The organism is Polyangium sp. 15x6, assembly GCF_029960785.1.
GTDB lineage: Bacteria > Myxococcota_A > Polyangia > Polyangiales > Polyangiaceae > Polyangium.
This window is the reverse complement of record NZ_JASBQE010000015.1, coordinates 135792-151812: the sequence shown is the minus strand read 5'-3', so window position 1 is coordinate 151812 and position 16021 is coordinate 135792. Positions and strand designations below refer to the sequence as shown.

The following is a 16021-nucleotide window of genomic DNA, read 5'->3' as shown; positions in this document are numbered from 1 at the left end:
AGGTTTCTCAACCGTCCGGCCATCGCACGTCCGGAAACCTCTTTTCATCCAGGTCGACGACCGATATGATCTCCACCAGCGCGCCGCTCGCGTCGATCCCCCAGTACGTCGGCACGACCTGATCCCCGCCGAGCCCGAACGCGACGAGGTTTCCGAGCGTCCCTTTCCATTCTGCATGACCGAGGCTCCCGCCTGGAGCGCCGCGCGTCGCCCGGAGCGCCTGTATCAGCTCGCCGCTGTTTCGCTCGGCGCGACCATCGTTGATGTGTTCCTCGTGCACGATGCCGCCGCGGATGGATCGGCGCACCTGGCCCGGCGGCGCATATTCGGCGTGCACGCTGGCGTCCACGAAGCAGCCCGTCGCGGCGTCGGACGGATACCCCGTACGCGCTCCGGGGCGGGACGGCGTGGGATTCTCTCCCGCGACCGCCGCCGTCTCCCATCGCGCCGGGCGGCCGGCGGTGAAGACGACACGCGCGAGCAAGAGCGAATCGGCACGGCCTCGCTCGTCGTCCAGGAGGAGAAGCTCGACGGGGTAACGCCCCGGCGGGACCGCGCGCGAGAGCACCTGGTTCGCCGAGAGGTTTGCGAGCGGATCACCCGCCATGAGTTTTCCCGTCGGCACGACGAGCATCCCGATGCCGAGGCGGCGCGTCGGCACGGCGACGAGCTCGTCGTTTTCCTCGTCGCGCGCACGCAGCGGTGCGCCCGTGAAGAGGTCGTGGAAATCGATCTGCGCCGGCCCAGGTACGCTCGCCTTCGGGCGCTCCTGCGCCGCCGAAGGAGGGCTTGAAGGCGGGGGCGCCGCGGTCACGGCCGGCGAAGTTTCCCGAGGCGCGGGCGTGGACGAGGTGCTGCACCCGGAGAGCGGGAGCAGCACCAAACCTGTAGCGAGCGATAACGTCGGCGGAAGAGCGCGTCGGAAGGAAGGCACGGCGGGCGAGGGTAGCTGGAAACTCGGTGATATCAACCGGCGGCGCGCGCGGCCCGCACGAACTTACGCACGCGCTCCACGTCGACTGGCTCCTCGATGCGCCCGTTCTCTTTGATGCTCGATCCCACGATCACGCCGTCAGCCGCGCCGAGGAAAGCCGTCACGTTCTCCTCGGTCGCGCCGCTGCCGATGAGCACCGGCGAATCCCCGGCGAGCGCTTTCGCTTCCCGCACCTTCACGAGATCCGGCGCGTCCCCCGTCATCTTTCCGGACACGATGAGCGCGTCGGCCCCGGAGAAACGCGTCCATTCGATGTGCGTCGCGAGATCGATGCCCGGAAACCGCACCGAATGTTTCTTGTCGACGTCGGCAAACAGCTTGATGTGCTCGGCGCCGAGCTCCTTGCGCCGCCGCAAGAGCTCCGCCGCGCACCCCTCGTCCCACGAGCCCGCCTCCCACACGCCCGCGCCCGCGAGCATGCATACCCGGACGAACTTCGCGCCCGCGGCGATCGCGATTCCGAGCAGCGCGACGCCGCCGTTGTGCACGAGGTTGATGCCGAGCGGCAAAGGCACGGCCTGCCCCACGGCCCGCGCCACGACCGCGTGCGCCGCGATGCTCTCGGGCGCGATGTGGGATCCGGCGCGGAAGGGGATGTCCCACATGTTCTCCACGATGATCCCGTCCACGCCGCCCTCCGCGAGCGCGCGAGCGTCGCGGATTGCATGTTCGAGGATCACGTCCATCCCGTAGCCCGAATATCCCGGCGCGCCGGGCAGCGGCCAGCAATGCACCATTCCGAGGACGGGCTTCTTCGTGCCGAAGAGGTCCCCGAGATCCTGGAGCTTGAGCGCGTCGAGGCGCGCTTTCCACGGAGGCGTCATGTCTCCCTTCCGATCGTTGGGTTTTCGTTTGCGAACAAGAACGAATCCAGCTCGATACCATGCCCCGAGAGCAGGTGGGAAAGCTCCTCCTGCCCCGGCAGCGACGTCGCCGCGCCAAGCCGGCTCACGACGAGCGCGCCCGCGGCATTGCCGAGCCTGCCCGCGTTTGCCGTGGAAGCGCCGCGGCGCCACGCGTACAGGAATGCTGCGACGAACCCATCTCCGGCGCCCGTCGTGTCACGCACGTCGGCGGGAAACGGAGGCAGAAACGTTCGTGCGGGCCCTTCGGCCACGACGGCGCCCTCGGCGCCGAGCTTGCCCACGACGAGCGGCACGCCCGCGGCAAGGAGCTCCGCGATGGCAGCCTCGCAGGAGGCGGCGAGCGCGCCGAGCTCGCTTTGGTTGCCGAAGAGCACCGAAAACCGCGGGGCGAGCGCGAAGAGCTCCGCGGCCCGGGCACGGACGAGCGGCAGACAGATATCGAGCGAGATGGGGATTTCGCGGCGATTCGCTTCCGCCATCAACGCGAGCGTCGTCGTCCCCTGCGCGCCTCCGAGGAGCGCGTGCCCTGCCACATGCAAATGCACGACGTCCTGGAACACCGCCGCGAGATCGGGGCACGAGACTGCGGCATTCGCGCCGCGGAAGCTCAGGAACGTCCGCTCGCCGCCGGGGGAAATGGCCACGACGCAGTGCCCGGTGGCCACCGCTTGGTGCGTCTCGACGAACGAAAGATCGACGCCCGCCTCCCGGGCGGCCCGGAGCGCGATCTCCGCACCGGGATCGTTGCCGACCGCCGTGACGAGCCGGGCGCGCGCGCCGAGCTTCGCGAGCGCCGTCGCCACGTTCGCGCCCGAGCCACCGCTACCGTACCCGAGCGACGTCATCGGCACGTCGTCGCCCTCGTCCGGAAAACGCGCGAGCGTGCTCGAGATGTCTGCGTTGGCGTCGCCGACGACGAGGAAAACCATGCCGACGGACTCTAGCCCGGACGGTCTCCGAAAGCCATCATGGGCACACCATATCACGAGTCGACCGCAAGATGGCTGGCGGAGGTCCTCGGCTGGGCGTGTATGATGCGCGAGGTTCGGCGGGGGAGCGCAGCATGAAGATCCTGCAGGTCATTCACGGGTATCCGATGCGGTACAACGCCGGCTCGGAAGTGTACACGCAGACCCTCTGTCACGCGCTCGCGCCGCGCCACGAGGTGCACGTCTTCACGCGCGAGGAGGACTCGTTCGCACCCGATTTCGCGCTCCGGCGCGAGCACGACGTGACCGACCCGCGTGTCACTCTGCACGTCGTCAACGTGCCACGGAGCCGCGACAGGTACAGGCACGTCGAGGTGGATCAGCGGTTCGCCGAGCTCTGCGACGAGCTTCGCCCCGACGTGGTCCACGTGGGCCACCTCAATCACCTCTCCACCTCGCTCCTCGTCGTCCCGGCCACGCGACAGATCCCCATCCTCTACACGCTGCACGATTACTGGATCATGTGTCCACGCGGCCAGTTCATGCAGATGCACCCGGAGGATCCGAACGACCTCTGGGCCGCCTGCGATGGGCAGGAGGATCGAAAATGCGCCGAGCGCTGCTACGCGCGGTATTTCTCCGGCGCGCCCGACGAGCGCGCCGAGGACGTCGCCTACTGGACGGGCTGGGTGTCGCGGCGCATGAAGCACGTGCGTGAAATGGTCGAGCTCGTGGATCTCTTCGTCGCGCCTTCGAGGTATCTCCACGATCGCTACCGTGATCATTTCGGGATCCCGCCACGGAAGCTCACTTACCTCGATTATGGCTTCGATCTCGAAAGGCTCCAGGGACGCCGCCGGGAGCAAGGTGAGTCGTTCACGTTCGGGTACATCGGGACGCACATCCCGGCCAAGGGAATCCACCATTTGATCGAGGCCTTCGGCGCGGTTCGCGGAGACGCGCGCCTGCGTATCTGGGGGCGACCGCGGGGGCAGGATACGGATGCGTTGCGGGAGCTCGGAAGGCGGCTGTCCGGCGACGCGCCCGACCGCATCGAATGGCTCCCCGAATATCGCAACCAGGACATGGTGCGCGACGTCTTCGATCGGGTCGACGCGATCATCGTGCCGAGCGTGTGGGTGGAGAACTCGCCGCTCGTCATTCACGAGGCCCTCGCGGCGGGCGTCCCCGTGATCACGGCCGATGTCGGCGGAATGGCGGAGTACGTCCATCACGAGGAGAATGGCCTCCTCTTCGCGCACCGCGATCCCACGGCGCTCGCGAAGCAGATGCAGCGCCTCGTGGACGAGCCAGACCTCGCGCGGCGCCTCGGGAGCCGAGGGTACGCGCAGGATCCGGAAGGCCGCGTCCCCGACATCGATTCGCACGTGCGCGCGGTCGAGGCCATGTACGAAGAGGCCCTCGCGCGCAGGGACACGGCCCGGCTCGATCCGCGGCCGGGGCCGTGGCGCATCACGTTCGACACGAACCCGGACACCTGCAACCTGCAATGCGTGATGTGCGAGGAGCACTCGCCGCACAGCGACAAGCAGGACAAACGCCGGCTCCTCGGCAAACCTCGCCGGGTCATGCCGATCGAGCTCGTCCGCAAGGTGGTCGAAGAGGCGGCGGGCAAGGGCCTCCGCGAAATCATCCCTTCCACCATGGGGGAGCCGCTCCTCTACGAGCATTTCGAGGAGATCATCGAGCTCTGCCGCAAGTACGGCGTGAAGATGAACCTCACCACGAACGGGACGTTCCCGCGCCTCGGCGCCCGCGCCTGGGCCGAGCGTATCGTGCCCGTGACGTCGGACGTCAAAATCTCCTGGAACGGCGCCACGAAGGGGACCCAGGAGCGCGTCATGATCGGCGCGCGATGGGAGAAGATGCTCGACGACGTGCGAACGTTCCTCGACGTGCGTGACACACATGCCCGGACGAACTCCGACCGGTGCCGCGTCACGTTCCAGCTCACGTTCCTCGAGACGAACGTGCATGAACTCGCCGATATCGTGCGGCTCGCGATCGAGCTCGGCGTCGATCGCGTCAAAGGCCACCACCTCTGGGCGCATTTTCCCGAGATCGAAGGGCTCTCCATGCGGCGGAGCCCCGAGGCGATCCAGCGGTGGAACGCGGCCGTGCTCGACGCGCGCGCCGCGGCGTCGGCGAAGACGTTGCCAAATGGAAAGTACCTCCTGCTGGAGAACATTTTCCTCCTCTCGGAATCCGCGTCGGAGGACCTCGCGTCGGGCGGGCCCTGTCCCTTTTTGGGGCAAGAGGCGTGGGTGAGCGCGGAGGGCCGGTTCGATCCGTGCTGCGCTCCGGACGAGCAGCGGCGCACGCTCGGCGATTTCGGGTCGCTCCACGCCCAGGGGCTCTTGGCGATCTGGAACGGTGAACCGTATCGGCGCCTCGTCGCGACCTATCGAACGCGGGGTCTTTGCCTCGGCTGCAACATGCGCAAACCCGTGGGAGCGCCATGACCATGGAATGGCAACGAGCGCGCGTGGCCGAGGACGGGACGCACCACGTCGTCTCCGGCGAGCCCCTTTACGACGAGCGGTTCGACGAGGTCCTCGCGTTCCATGCGCCGGGCCTCGCGCCCGTGCGCCGCGCGGGCGAGGCCTTTCACGTCGACGTGCGTGGACGGGCCGCATATCCGCGGCGCTTCGAGCGCACGTTCGGCTTTTACGAGGGGCGAGCCGCCGTGCGCGGGCGTGAAGGATGGCACCATATCCTGCCGGACGGGACCGACCTCTATCACGAGCGTCACGCCTGGTGCGGGAACTACCAGCACGATCGATGCGCCTTCCGCGACGATCGCGGGCTCTACGGCCACCTCGATCCCGGGGGTCGTCCGATTTCCGCGACGCGATGGCGTTATGCCGGTGATTTCCGCGAGGGCTCGGCCGTGGTGCAGGCCGAGGACGGACGCTCGACCCACGTTCGCGCGGACGGCGCGCTCTTGCATGGCCTCTGGTTCGTGGACCTCGACGTGTTCCACAAGGGGTTTGCCCGCGCGCGGGACGCATCCGGGTGGACGCACGTGGACAGGGCAGGGCGGGCCACGTACGCGCGCCGATTCGCGGCGGTCGAGCCGTTCTACAATGGCCAGGCGCGCGTCGAGCGATTCGACGGGGGGCGCGAGGTCATCGACGAGCGAGGCGACACGATCGTGGAGATCCGGCCCGCTCGTGCGACCGATTTCGCCGCGCTGTCCGGGGACCTCGTGGGGCACTGGAGGACGGATACGCTCGCCGCGGCGGTGTCGCTCGGCGTGTTCGACGGTTTGCCCGGCGCGGAAAACGCTCTCGCGGAGCGTTGCGGGACGCCCGTCGACAAGATGCGGCGTGTGCTCCGGGCCCTCGCGGAGCTCGGCGTGGTCACGCGGCGATCCGACGGCGACTTCATCGCGACACCCAAAGGCGCGTTTCTTTGCGCCGATCATCCGCTCACGCTCGCCGGCGCCGCGCTCGAATACGCGGGACCGCTCCGGGAGCGGTGGACCTCTCTCGCAAGGGCATTACGCGCCGAGGTCCATCGGCCCGACGACATCTTCCGCGAGGTCGCGCGCTCGCCGGAGCGATGCCGCACGCACCATCGCATGCTGGAGAGCTACGCTCGATACGATTACGAGCCCCTGGTCGCACGTTTGCCCATTCAGGCAGGCGATGTCGTCGTCGACGCGGGCGGAGGCACGGGCACGCTCGCGTCTCTCGTCGCCGCGACGTGGCCTTCGAGCCGGGTCTTCGTGCTCGAACTCCCGGGCGTCCCGGCGGCGGCCGAGCCGAGCGTCCCCGTTCGGTTTGTTGAGACGAACCTTTTCGAACCCTGGCCCGTCTCGACCGACGTCGTGCTCTTCGCGCGCGTGCTCCACGATTGGGACGACCCCGACGCGATCCGCCTCCTCGTCCGCGCGCGTGATGCATTGAAACCAGGCGGCCGCATTGCCATCGTGGAAATGGTGCTCGACGAGGACGGACCCGGCGGTGGACTCTGTGACCTCCACCTCCTTGCCGTGACCGGCGGCCGTGAGCGGACGTGCCGCGATTTCGAGCGAATCCTCGACGCCGCGGGGCTCCGACTCGTGCGTGTGCAAACGACGCCGTCCCTGCCGCAGGTCCTCGTGGCGTCGCCCGCCTGACGGCTCTCGGTAGGCCCTTCCCACGGAAGGCCCATCCGATCCATCATCCGACGCATGAAGCTCTGCGGCTTTCGCATCAGCAATTACCACAACAAGGTCCGCCTCGCCCTCCTGGAGAAGGGCATTCCGCACGAGGAAGATCCGAGCTGTTTTCCCTCCCAGGACCCCGCGCATCTCGCGCGATCCCCCATGGGACGCGTGCCCTTCCTGGAGACGCCGCACGGCGTCGTCTGCGAGTCGCAGGTGATCTGCGAGTACCTGGAAGAGGTGTACCCGGACAACCCTCTCTATCCACGTGATCCGTTCGCCCGCGCCAAGGTCCGCGAGCTCATCCAGGTCTTCGAGCTCAACGTCGAGCTCGTCGCGCGGCGCGCCTACCCCGCCGCCTTCATGGGCGCTTCGATCTCCGACGAGGCCAAGGCCGCGATCAAGGCCGATCTCGCCAAGGGCATCCGGGCCTTCTCGCAGCTCGCGAAGTTCGATCCGTTCGTCGCCGGCTCCGCGTTCACCCTCGCCGACTGCGCGGTGGCCGTGCACTACCCGCTCGTCTCGCTGGCCACCCAGCGCGTGTTCGGCGCGGACGTCTTCGCCGACGCGCCCGAGGTCGCCGCGTACGTCGAGCGCATCGGCCAGCGGCCGCACGTCGCGCGGGTCCTCGAAGGCAGCCGCGAGGCGTTTGCCCAGCTCATGGCGAACCGCCGCGGCTGAGCCTCTTTCCAATCGACGACGGCGGGGGCGTTCGTGTTATAAGCCCCTCGCCATGCCCCTCGTGCCGCCGAAGAGCGCCCGCCCTCCGCGTGAAGCCCACCGCATCGACGAGCCCTCGCTCGCGCGCTGGCTCGCGGCGAACGTCGAGGCGTGCCGCGGCGGAGGCGCGGTCACCGCGCTCCAGTTCCAGGGCGGTCAGTCGAACCCGACGTACTGGATCGGCTTTTCGGGACCCGACGGCGACATCGAGCTCGTCCTGCGCAAGAAGCCGCCGGGGGAGCTCCTGCCCTCGGCGCACGCGGTCGAGCGCGAATACCGCGTGATGCGCGCGCTCGGCGGCTCGGACGTACCCGTGCCCGAGGCCCTTTCGCTCTGCGAGGATCCGGCCGTGATCGGCACGCCGTTTTTCGTCATGCGCCACGTCCCGGGCAGGATCTTCTGGGATCCCCAGCTCCCGGGGACGAGCGGCCCGGACGAACGCCGCGCGATCTACGACGACCTCGTCCGCGCCCTCGCCGCCCTCCACCGCGTGGATTACGCGGCTGTGGGCCTCGGCGATTATGGCAAGATCGGCGGGTTCGTCCCGCGCCAGGTGCAGCGCTGGTCGCGCCAGTACGAGGCTTCGCGCACGGGCGACGTGCCCGCGATGGAGGCGCTCATGGCCTTCCTCGGAAAGAGCGCGCCGAGGCACGACGAGACCACGCTCGTCCATGGCGATTACCGCATCGACAACGTGATCTTTGCGGCGAACGAGCCTCGCGCGCTCGCGATCATCGACTGGGAGCTCTCGACGCTCGGGCATCCGGTGAGTGACCTCGCGTATCTCTGCATGGGGTATCACCTCGCGCTCCCGGGGCGTGGCAGCCTCGTCGGTGCGGATTTCGGGGCGCTCGGCATTCCCGACGAGAAGGGGCTCGTCGAGGCGTATTGCAAGCTCACGGGCCGGGGCGAGATCGAGGACTGGCCTTATTTCATGGCGTTCGGCATTTTTCGGTTGGCGGCGATCGCGCAGGGCGTCTACAAGCGCAGCCTGCAAGGCAACGCGAGCTCGGAGAGCGCGGGCGCTTTCGGGGCCGCGGTCTTTGCGCTGGCCGATCTCGGATGCAACATCGCCGGGGTTCGCGCGGGCTAGTCACCATGGGAGCACGGAGGAACATCATGCGGGGGTTTTTCGCGGCAATGCTCGGGATCGGTCTCCTCGGATGCGGGGCCTCGGAGGCCACGCTGGACGGCCCGGACGCGCCTACGCAGGCGTCGATGCAATGCGAGGGCCCGCAGCCGCCCGTCGTGCAGAACGTACGCTGGCTCGGCCCTGCAAAGGATCCGGGCAAGGCGCCGCTCGCTGGCGTGGCCGTCGATGTGAACAAGGCCTTCGCCTTCGAGCAAGGCGTGGAGGTCACGGTGCGGGAGGTCAAATACACGCCCGTCGCCGCGGATCGGAACCTCGCGATGGCGCGGGTCACGGTGCGACACGGGAGCGAGACGAAAGACGTCAGCCTCGGGCGCGAATTGCCGGGCGGGAAGGTGTGTTATCAGCAGGCGACGGGGGTCTGGGTCGGCCTCGTGGAGACGGTGCCGAACAAGGCCATGCTCCGCGTGGGTTTGCCCCCGGCCGAGCCCTGAGAGGGTGTTCCACAGGCTGCTGCGCGGCTCGATGCGTCGGTCGGCCTCGAGCCGCTCGCGACGCCTGTGAAACACCCTCTGAGAGATATCCTTGCATCGGCCGCATCGCGGCCGATGCACCCACAGTCCAGCGCTTGCGCTGGTCCGGGTCCAGGGGCGGACAGCCCCTGGTCGGGGCCCGGGGTGAAACCCCGGCGCTACGCCATCAGAGCCGCCCGTCGACGACGTTCCAGTTCACGTTCCCGAAGAAGTCCTCGAGGTACTTCGCGCGCTCGGTGGGCTTGAGGTACGCGCTCCACGCGTGCTCCCAGAGGTCGAGCACCACGATTGGGCGGTGGCCTGCGGGGTGACCGACGTCGTGGCGGTCGATCCAGTAATTGTCGAACTGACCGCGCGTGGGATCGAAATACGTGATGGCCCAGCCGACGCCTGGCATCTTGGCGACGCCGAGGAAGTCCTTCTTCCAGTCGTCGAGGCTGCCGTACTGGCGCGCGATGGCCTCGGCGAACCGCGAGTCCTTGCCGTCCGTCGCCTTCGCCGTGAGGTTGTCGAAGTAATACTCGTGGAGCAGGACGCCGTTGATCTCCCAGCCTGCGCGGCGCTTCAGCTCGTTGTATTCGAACGTGCTCGCCTTGTTCTCGGCGACCATCGACGCGAGCGTCTCGTTCAGCTTGTTCGAGCGCGTGACGTACCCATTGTAAAGCGTGAGGTGGACGGCGACCTGATCGTCGGTGATGCCCTGCAGGCCCTTGAGCGCCGAATAATCCTTCGCCGTGTACTTCGCCGGAATGATGGCCATGTTCGCCTCCTCTTTCGCTTCTTCTCGTAGGTGCGAAAGGGAAACGGCGCAAGGATACCTCCAATGCGTGGGCAGCTCTCCAACACGTTGGCAGCCGTGCCGAAAGATCGACCGCTTCAGTCTGCGGTCTTCGCGCAGCGCACGCCCGTGCTGACGTGGCCCGTGGCGCGGTCGAATGCGTACCGTGTCGTGCTCTTCGCGGCGCTCGACGCGAAATCCCAGGAGCCGCCGCGGATCACGCCCTTCGCGCCCGCGGCGACGAGCGGGTCCTTGCGCTCGGCTTTCGTGTAGGCGCCCGGATCGAAGGCGTCCGCGACCCATTCCCAGACGTTCCCGGCCATGTCGAGCGCGCCGAAGGGGCTCGCGTGATCCGGGAACGAGCCCACGGGCATCGTGCCTTTTGCACGCCCTGGGCACTGGCCCGCCGCGCGCGAGAAATTGCCGAGCGTGCACGTGGCGTGCTCCTCGCCCCAGGGATAGAGACGCTCGTCCTTGCCACGCGCGGCGTACTCCCATTCGGCCTCCGTGGGCAATCGTTTGCCGAGGAACGCGCAGAGCTTCGCCGCTTGCCCCTGGTCGATGCAATTGATGGGGTGGCGCGCCTTCGCCGGATCGGGCTCCGTGCAGAACGTCGCGAACTTCGTGGCCTCGGCCTCGTCCACGCCCGGCCCGTGCACGCCGCTCCGCGTGCATTTCTCCGCGGCCACGCAGCGCGCGTATTCCTCCGCCGTCACCTCGGTGCGGTCGAGGTAAAACGGCTTCGAGATCGTCACGGCGTGCGCTGGTCTTTCGGTTTTCCCTTCCTTCGCGTGCCCCATCGTGAAGCTGCCCGCGGGCACGAGGATCATCTCCGCCGTCGGGCTCGGGAGCTCCACGTGGCCAAACTCGGGGCCCATGCGGGAGACCGTCGGCATGGGCTCGATCTCGCCTCGATTCTTGATCACCACGGATGCCGCGAGGGCGGCCGCGACGAACGTGAACGCGCCGATCGCCGCGAAGAGAGAGCGCCGCGACGAGGCGGGTTTGCTCGTGCGCGCCTCGGTGATCTGGGGCGAGGGCGTGAGCGAATCGTGGCTGACTTCGCGGACCACGGTCGTGCCCGGCGCGTCGGCCTCGATGGGCGAGGGGAGCGCCTCGCGCAGCGCATCCCAGAACAGGCGCGCCGAGGTGTATCGGCCGCGCGGCTCGATTGCGAGCGCCTTCTGAAAGACGGCCTCGACGGCGTGGCTCGTGCGTACGCCATGGGTGCGGGGCGTCGGCCTCAGCGAGACGTCGGTCGTGGCGATGTAGAGCTGCGTCACGTCGTCGCCGACGAGCGCGCTCTTGCCCGAGCAGAGCTCGACGAGCACGAGCGCGAGCGCATACACGTCGGTCCACGGCCCGGTCGCGCCGAACCTCCGATTGAACTGTTCGGGCGCGCCATAAAAAGGCGTGAAGATCGACGGCGCGTGCCCGGTCTGCTCCATCGCGCGGGTGATCGAGGCATTGTCCGCGATGACCTTGGCGATGCCGAAATCGAGCACCTTCATCGTGTGCACGCCGGCGGGGGTGTGGGGGGTTGCGCCCCCCACGATGCCCGCGTCGGTCAGGAAGAGGTTCGCGGGCTTGATGTCTCGATGCGCGATGCCCTCGTCGTGCGCCGCGGCGAGCGCGAGCGCCGCGGGTTCGAGGAGCGCGGCCGCGTCGGCGAGGGGCATTCCGCCCTTTTTTTCGTCGTTCCGGCGCGCGAGGAATGCTTCGAGCGTCTCGCCGTGGAGCCATTCGAGCACGAGATACGGCGCCCAGACGCCGCTCGGCGCGACGGCCGCGCCGACGTCGAGGGCCTGCACGACCGAGGGCGTCGCGCGCGAGAGCTTCCGGAGCAGGCGCCCCTCTTCGAGGAAGCTCTGCTGGAAACGTTCACGTTCGTCCGGGGCGAGTGTTGGGGGAATCTTGAGGCACTTGACGGCGACCGGCTCGCCGAGCCCGAGGTGCAGGGCGCGGTACACGATGCCGAACCCGCCCTCGCCGACGACCGCCTCGACGCGGAACTTGCCGTCGATGGTTTGGCCCACCCAGGCGAAGGGATCGGCGAGAGCAGCGGACGCCATGCGGGCGCCGAGGATAACGCGAAGGCGAGCGCAGGGGGAAGGGGAAGCGTGAGGCCTCCACATCGAAGACCCCGCCGCGACGACAGCGAGCTCTTCGGCTACCATACACCCCTATGCAGACGCGCTCACCGCTTCCCCCTGGGCCCGCGGAGCCGCCTTTCCTCCAGGCGATGCGCTTCGGCCGTGACCCTTACGCCTATCTCGAAGAATGCGTCCGCCGCTACGGCGACGTCTTCACGTTACGTTTGCCCGGCGACCCGCCGCGCGTGGTCAGCAGCGATCCCGTGGTCGTGCGGCAGATCTTCGCGCTCAAGCCCGACGATTACGCCCAAGGGCTCACGTCGTTCCCGATGAACATCGGCGAGAACTCGCTGCTCTTCCTCGACGGCGATCGGCACCACCGCGAGCGCCAGCTCATGATGCCGCACCTGCACGGCGAGCGGCTGCGCAGTTATGCCGCCTCGATGTGCGCGGCCGCGGACAAGGCCGTGGACCGCTGGACGTCCGGCGCCGAGCTCGCGATCCACGGCGAGCTCCAGGACATCACGCTCGACGTCATCCTCCGCTGCGTGTTCGGCGCCGGTGACGACTTTCGTGCGGCTCGGATTCGCGGCCCGCTGCTCACGTGGCTGAACGGCTCGATGACCCCTGCGCTTTTTTTCGCCTCGGCGCTCCTCAATGCGAACCGCGTGCGCGCCATGCTCGACACGGTCGTGCGCCGTCGCCTCGCGGGCGGCCCTGTGCCGCGGCGGCCTTTGCTCCCGTGGGAGAAATGGGGCGCGGCCAAGGCCGAGGTCCTCGAATACCTGCGCGAGGACGTGGAGCGTTGCCGCAAGGAGGGCACGAAGGGGCGCTCCGACGTGCTCGCGCTCCTCGCCGAGGCCCGCTACGACGACGGCGAGCCCATGGCCATGGAGCAGGTGCAAGACGAGCTCGTCACCCTGCTCGTCGGCGGCCACGAGACCACGGCGAACACGCTCTCCTGGACGCTTTATCACGTGCTCTCGCGGCCGGAGGTGCTCTCCGAGATCCGCGCCGAGATGAAGCGCGTCTTCGGCGACGAACCCTTCGATCCGACGCGCGCGGGTGAGCTCGTCTATCTCGACGCGTGCATCAAAGAGGCGATGCGGATCTCGCCGATCGCGCCGGCGGTGGGGCGCCATCTCAAGAAGCCCATGAAGATCCGCGATTACGACATCCCGCCGGATACGATCGTCTGGGCGTGCACCGCCCTCGCGCACCGGCGCACGGATACGTGGGGTGATCCGATGCGTTACCGACCCGAACGGTTCCTCGAGGCCGGCGCGGCCCCGACGAATCATTTTTTCCCGTTCGGCGGCGGCAGGCGGACCTGCCTCGGCATGGCGTTCGCGGGCGTCGAAATGCGGATCGTGCTCGCGCGGATCCTCGAACGCACGGAGCTCCGGATCGCGCCGGGATCGGTGGTGCAGGCCGAGATCCGGGGGATCACGATCACGCCCTCGAAGGGGTTCAAGCTCTCCGTGGAGCGGCGGCTACCCTCGCGGAGCTCGTAGCTCGGCCAGCGCGCCGCGCAGCAGCGCCGCGACGTTCTCGGCGCTCCACGTATTTCCCGGCAAGAGCCCCGGCGTCTTCGTCGTCAACGTCCCCTGCGCATCGATCGTCGCGCGCCGTCCCGCGTCGAAGGCCTCGCCCTTCACGCGGGCGACCGCGATCTCGCCCGGCCACGCGCCCTGCAGGAAGGCCGTCACCTGGGCGCTCATCTCGTCCAGGCTCTCGATCCGCGCGACGACGGCGCGATCCGCCGTGATCACGATCTCGGTGATCTCCGTACCGGCCAGGTAAAACACGATCGACTTCGATTGCGCTTCCGATCGCGCGAGCACGGCAAACTCCGGCGCCACGGCGACGGCCAGGGTTTGCATCAGGTCTTCCTCGAAGTGATACGTATTCGGCCGCTCGGCCGGCGTGAGCCAGCCGTGCTCGTTCAGCTTGGCCACGAGCCGCGGGATGTTCTCCTCGGAGAACACGCGAAACAGCGATTCGTCGAGTCCCACGAGCTTCTTCGCATTCAAGAAGCCGACGAGGGCCGCGAGCTCCTCGATTTCGAGCGTATAGGCTTTCATCGTTCGCCCTAATCCCACAGGCCGTTCCAGGTGTCGGAGGCCCAATCCTTGGCGCCCTCCCAGGCATCGGAGACCGTCTCTTTGGTGGCCTCCCAGGCATTCGAGACCCCGTCGATCCCCCCGACGACCCCATCCATGATCACGTCGCCCGCGCCGTCGGTGAACTTCTGCCCGCCGCTGCGATCCGGCAGTTGGTCACGCCAGTACGAAATGCCGGACCGCTGGCCGGAGAGCGGGCTCGACGTGTCGCGCCCCTCCTGGCCGAGATAATCGTATCCCGGACCCTGGTTGTGATAATTGTACAGATACCCTCCGGCGTCGTGCACGGCGCCGTGATACCCGATCGCAGAGTCGTTGCCGTCGACCGCCGCATTGCCCGGACCGACGAGCCCCCCGGTCGGATTGAGCAGCGCGCCGAACACGGGATCCATGCCCAGCGCATCCCCGGCGACCTGGCCATACCGGAGCTGCGAGGTGCTCCCCATGTGGTCCCCGTGCAGCCAGTTGACCCCGGGGGGCGGATCCATGCCCTTCTCCGCGGCGATCCGCTCCTGCTCGGCGAGCGCGGCCTGATACCTCTGCCAATCCTGCTGGATCTGATCGAGCGGCTTGCCCCGCGCCTCCGCGATTTGCCGGAGCGCCTCCTGGACATCGGGGTGGTTCGGGTCGTGGCGATGCTCCCAGAGCGTCTCCATCGCCTTCTTCAATTGCTCGGAGTTCGCCCCTTGCCATTCCTTGCCCACGAGCGTGGACAGGTATTCGTCGGTGAAGAGCGCCGCGACCGCGTCGCCGGGCGCGAGGGGCCCGATGAGGACCGTGGGAAACCCCATGGCGACGACGCCGTCATGCCGCGTCAGGTCGCCCTTGCGCGCCGCGGGTTTGCCGCCGATGAGCACGGTGGGCGCGCCCGTCTTGATGACGTCTCTCGGGCCCTCGCATTGGCAGAGGTCGTCGATCCGCGCGGCCGCCTGTCCCCCAATGACGACCGTCGGGCACCCCGGCGGCAAAATCGGCCCCCCGACATGCGCCGGACAGGTGTGCGCATCACCAACACGTGCGGCAAGCTGGGTCATGGCTCGCCCGCGATGGTATCAGAGGACGGACGGCGAGCGCAGCAAAAAGTAGGTGAAGGGTTTCGCGGGGTTGTGGGCGCGGGGGTGGTCAGGCTGCGTAGCGGAGGATGGCGAGCTCTGCGCCCTCGTTCGCCGATTCGAGGAGCCGTTCGACCTCGGCCATCACGGGATCCCGGAGGAGGTAGGCGTGGCAGTGGGGGCATTGCAGGACGGGGACGTCCTTGATGATGACGATGGAGCGATCCCCGAGCTTGAACGGGAGATCCGTGACCCGCTCCTCCAGGTCGCTGCCGCAGGTGGTGCACATCATGGGCGTTGCCTCCGTCGTCGGAAACCGGGTTCCCACTTCGAGGGGTCGGGAAGGTAGGCCGTCACGACCCGCACGTTGTCTTCTGCCACATCGACCGCGAAGAGCACGTGGAACACGGTCGACGCGTGCTCGGCGCGGACGAGATAGCTCGGCAGATACTTGTCGTCCGGGTACGACTCGATGATCTCGAACGAGTCGACCGCGCCGAGGACCATGTCACGGGTGACCCTGCGCTGACCGAAGCGCATGTTCACGTGGTGCGTCCAGAGGATGCTCCCCGACCGAACGCAGCGCTGGACGAACGCCAGCGGATCGGGAGGGAGCAGCCGCGGGTCGGGCATCGGGCGCAGGGTTTCACAGGGGGAAGGGAGGAGCAAGGG

The 16021-nt window shown here is 68.1% G+C and carries 15 protein-coding genes; 6 read left to right on the top strand and 9 right to left on the bottom strand.

The window, feature by feature from the left end; translation table 11 throughout:
• Window positions 1-7: 7 nt before the first annotated feature.
• The 3 genes from QHF83_RS13965 to QHF83_RS13955 are packed head-to-tail and all read right to left on the bottom strand — an operon-like array spanning window position 8 to window position 2789.
• Window positions 8-934 (bottom strand): DUF4241 domain-containing protein, encoded by a 927-nt coding sequence (locus tag QHF83_RS13965; protein WP_282418307.1) that lies wholly within the window; start codon window positions 932-934, stop codon window positions 8-10.
• A gap of 32 nt (window positions 935-966) precedes the next feature.
• The gene (locus QHF83_RS13960) at window positions 967-1818 is read right to left on the bottom strand and encodes a BtpA/SgcQ family protein (protein ID WP_282418306.1); all 852 of its coding nucleotides are present in this window, start codon (window positions 1816-1818) and stop codon (window positions 967-969) included.
• Window positions 1815-2789 (bottom strand): carbohydrate kinase family protein, encoded by a 975-nt coding sequence (locus tag QHF83_RS13955; RefSeq protein WP_282418305.1) that lies wholly within the window; start codon window positions 2787-2789, stop codon window positions 1815-1817. Before QHF83_RS13955 ends, QHF83_RS13960 begins: the two co-directional genes overlap by 4 nt.
• Window positions 2790-2923: 134 nt before the next feature.
• On the opposite strand from QHF83_RS13955, the gene QHF83_RS13950 reads away from it, so the two are divergent.
• The 5 genes from QHF83_RS13950 to QHF83_RS13930 are packed head-to-tail and all read left to right on the top strand — an operon-like array spanning window position 2924 to window position 9264.
• Window positions 2924-5272 carry a glycosyltransferase gene (locus QHF83_RS13950; RefSeq protein ID WP_282418304.1) on the top strand — a complete coding sequence of 783 codons (2349 nt, stop codon included), beginning with the start codon at window positions 2924-2926 and terminating at the stop codon, window positions 5270-5272.
• A 2-nt stretch (window positions 5273-5274) separates the two neighbouring features.
• Window positions 5275-6933, top strand: a complete 1659-nt coding sequence (locus tag QHF83_RS13945; RefSeq protein WP_282418303.1) for a methyltransferase — start codon at window positions 5275-5277, stop codon at window positions 6931-6933.
• Between the two features lie 54 nt (window positions 6934-6987).
• Complete coding sequence (locus QHF83_RS13940; protein ID WP_282418302.1) at window positions 6988-7641, top strand: glutathione S-transferase family protein; 654 nt, start codon at window positions 6988-6990, stop codon at window positions 7639-7641.
• A gap of 52 nt (window positions 7642-7693) precedes the next feature.
• A complete protein-coding gene (locus QHF83_RS13935; RefSeq protein ID WP_282418301.1) occupies window positions 7694-8773 on the top strand; it encodes a phosphotransferase family protein in 1080 nt (359 codons plus the stop codon).
• A 26-nt stretch (window positions 8774-8799) separates the two neighbouring features.
• On the top strand, window positions 8800-9264 hold the full coding sequence (locus QHF83_RS13930) for a hypothetical protein (RefSeq protein WP_282418300.1): 465 nt from the start codon (window positions 8800-8802) through the stop codon (window positions 9262-9264).
• A 205-nt stretch (window positions 9265-9469) separates the two neighbouring features.
• Here QHF83_RS13930 and QHF83_RS13925 read toward each other — a convergent pair whose 3' ends face one another.
• Window positions 9470-10063 (bottom strand): Fe-Mn family superoxide dismutase, encoded by a 594-nt coding sequence (locus QHF83_RS13925; protein WP_282418299.1) that lies wholly within the window; start codon window positions 10061-10063, stop codon window positions 9470-9472.
• Window positions 10064-10179: 116 nt separating this feature from the next.
• Entirely contained in the window at window positions 10180-12153 is a 1974-nt protein-coding gene (locus tag QHF83_RS13920) for a bifunctional serine/threonine-protein kinase/formylglycine-generating enzyme family protein (protein WP_282418298.1), read from the bottom strand.
• 113 nt (window positions 12154-12266) lie between these two features.
• Between QHF83_RS13920 and QHF83_RS13915 the strand changes: the two genes are divergently transcribed.
• Window positions 12267-13688, top strand: a complete 1422-nt coding sequence (locus tag QHF83_RS13915; RefSeq protein ID WP_282418297.1) for a cytochrome P450 — start codon at window positions 12267-12269, stop codon at window positions 13686-13688.
• Here QHF83_RS13915 and QHF83_RS13910 read toward each other — a convergent pair.
• The 4 genes from QHF83_RS13910 to QHF83_RS13895 all read right to left on the bottom strand — a co-directional run bounded on the left by QHF83_RS13910 (window position 13668) and on the right by QHF83_RS13895 (window position 15982).
• Window positions 13668-14258 carry a hypothetical protein gene (locus QHF83_RS13910; protein ID WP_282418296.1) on the bottom strand — a complete coding sequence of 197 codons (591 nt, stop codon included), beginning with the start codon at window positions 14256-14258 and terminating at the stop codon, window positions 13668-13670. The genes QHF83_RS13915 and QHF83_RS13910 overlap by 21 nt on opposite strands.
• Before the next feature lie 8 nt (window positions 14259-14266).
• Window positions 14267-15331 carry a PAAR domain-containing protein gene (locus tag QHF83_RS13905; protein ID WP_282418295.1) on the bottom strand — a complete coding sequence of 355 codons (1065 nt, stop codon included), beginning with the start codon at window positions 15329-15331 and terminating at the stop codon, window positions 14267-14269.
• 88 nt (window positions 15332-15419) lie between these two features.
• On the bottom strand, window positions 15420-15641 hold the full coding sequence (locus tag QHF83_RS13900) for a type II toxin-antitoxin system MqsA family antitoxin (RefSeq protein WP_282418294.1): 222 nt from the start codon (window positions 15639-15641) through the stop codon (window positions 15420-15422).
• Window positions 15638-15982 (bottom strand): DUF4258 domain-containing protein, encoded by a 345-nt coding sequence (locus QHF83_RS13895; protein ID WP_282418293.1) that lies wholly within the window; start codon window positions 15980-15982, stop codon window positions 15638-15640. The genes QHF83_RS13900 and QHF83_RS13895 overlap by 4 nt, the downstream gene beginning before the upstream one ends.
• Window positions 15983-16021 lie beyond the last annotated feature (39 nt).